The organism is Pseudoalteromonas sp. 19-MNA-CIBAN-0066 (genome assembly GCF_040308705.1).
Lineage (GTDB): Bacteria > Pseudomonadota > Gammaproteobacteria > Enterobacterales > Alteromonadaceae > Pseudoalteromonas > Pseudoalteromonas nigrifaciens.
The window spans coordinates 1-252 of record NZ_JBEONZ010000314.1 but is presented as its reverse complement, the minus strand read 5'-3'; the positions used below and the strand labels follow the sequence as shown (position 1 = coordinate 252).

The 252-nt window shown below is 39.7% G+C and carries 1 pseudogene; it reads left to right on the top strand.

Annotated features, from left to right (window positions below):
• A pseudogene (locus tag AAEZ18_RS19260) lies at positions 1–252 on the top strand (choice-of-anchor I family protein); the annotation flags it as partial.

Here is a 252-nt window from a genome sequence, read left to right as displayed (position 1 = left end):
ATTACAGGGAGAACAAGGCACAGGTGGGACTAATGGGTTAAATGGTATAAATGCCAATTCAGCATTAAATATTAACCTTGTGGGTAGAGGTGTATTAAATGCACAAAGCCCAGAAGGTGCAGCTGAAATAGTTGCATATCAAGCATCTAAAAAATGGATTTACGCTATTAACAGTTCAGGTGATGACGCTGTTGTTAATATTTTACCCGCCGACACCTTTGATACTGCCGCACTTGTTAAAGATAACGAAGG